The organism is Mycolicibacterium sp. XJ879 (assembly GCF_053483935.1).
This window is the reverse complement of record NZ_JBEFTH010000029.1, coordinates 1-1827: the sequence shown is the minus strand read 5'-3', so window position 1 is coordinate 1827 and position 1827 is coordinate 1. Positions and strand designations below refer to the sequence as shown.

The following is a 1827-nucleotide window of genomic DNA, read 5'->3' as shown; positions in this document are numbered from 1 at the left end:
GAGATAACGGGCCTGTTGCCTCAAAGCCCAATAGTGTGTCTGGCGAATTCTCTACGACCCCAACCCCGCAGGAATCGAACGTTTGTTGTGCACCAAACCCGCCTCCACTACAGAGAACAGGCTCCTCACGGCTTCACGTCCCCCCAATGGGAACGCGTTTACGTGGTGCTCCTTAGAAAGGAGGTGATCCAGCCGCACCTTCCGGTACGGCTACCTTGTTACGACTTCGTCCCAATCGCCGATCCCACCTTCGACGGCTCCCTCCCACAAGGGGTTAGGCCACCGGCTTCGGGTGTTACCGACTTTCATGACGTGACGGGCGGTGTGTACAAGGCCCGGGAACGTATTCACCGCAGCGTTGCTGATCTGCGATTACTAGCGACTCCGACTTCACGGGGTCGAGTTGCAGACCCCGATCCGAACTGAGACCGGCTTTGAAAGGATTCGCTCCACCTCACGGCATCGCAGCCCTTTGTACCGGCCATTGTAGCATGTGTGAAGCCCTGGACATAAGGGGCATGATGACTTGACGTCATCCCCACCTTCCTCCGAGTTGACCCCGGCAGTCTCTCACGAGTCCCCACCATCACGTGCTGGCAACATGAGACAAGGGTTGCGCTCGTTGCGGGACTTAACCCAACATCTCACGACACGAGCTGACGACAGCCATGCACCACCTGCACACAGGCCACAAGGGAACCGACATCTCTGCCAGCGTCCTGTGCATGTCAAACCCAGGTAAGGTTCTTCGCGTTGCATCGAATTAATCCACATGCTCCGCCGCTTGTGCGGGCCCCCGTCAATTCCTTTGAGTTTTAGCCTTGCGGCCGTACTCCCCAGGCGGGGTACTTAATGCGTTAGCTACGGCACGGATCCCAAGGAAGGAAACCCACACCTAGTACCCACCGTTTACGGCGTGGACTACCAGGGTATCTAATCCTGTTCGCTCCCCACGCTTTCGCTCCTCAGCGTCAGTTACTGCCCAGAGACCCGCCTTCGCCACCGGTGTTCCTCCTGATATCTGCGCATTCCACCGCTACACCAGGAATTCCAGTCTCCCCTGCAGTACTCCAGTCTGCCCGTATCGCCCGCACGCCCACAATTGAGTTGTGAGTTTTCACGGACAACGCGACAAACCACCTACGAGCTCTTTACGCCCAGTAATTCCGGACAACGCTCGCACCCTACGTATTACCGCGGCTGCTGGCACGTAGTTGGCCGGTGCTTCTTCTGCATCTACCGTCACATAACGCTTCGTCGATGCTGAAAGGGGTTTACAACCCGAAGGCCGTCATCCCCCACGCGGCGTCGCTGCATCAGGCTTGCGCCCATTGTGCAATATTCCCCACTGCTGCCTCCCGTAGGAGTCTGGGCCGTATCTCAGTCCCAGTGTGGCCGGACACCCTCTCAGGCCGGCTACCCGTCGTCGCCTTGGTAGGCCATCACCCCACCAACAAGCTGATAGGCCGCGGGCCCATCCCACACCGCAAAAGCTTTCCACCACACACCATGCGATGCGCGGTCCTATTCGGTATTAGACCCAGTTTCCCAGGCTTATCCCAAAGTGCAGGGCAGATCACCCACGTGTTACTCACCCGTTCGCCACTCGAGCACCCCCGAAGGGGCCTTTCCGTTCGACTTGCATGTGTTAAGCACGCCGCCAGCGTTCGTCCTGAGCCAGGATCAAACTCTCCAAACAAAAACCATCCAGAGAACAAAACTGGCAAAACAAAACCACACCCCCAACGGGGATCAAGGATGCGGCAAAAAACAACAACAAACAAAAACCACCAAACACACTATTGAGTTCTCAAACAACACACCCGC

At 57.3% G+C, this 1827-nt stretch carries 1 rRNA gene; it reads right to left on the bottom strand.

The features are described 5' to 3' along the window. Nucleotides 1-176 precede the first annotated feature (176 nt). Nucleotides 177-1699: ribosomal RNA gene (locus ABQF13_RS25235) — 16S ribosomal RNA — on the bottom strand. Nucleotides 1700-1827 lie beyond the last annotated feature (128 nt).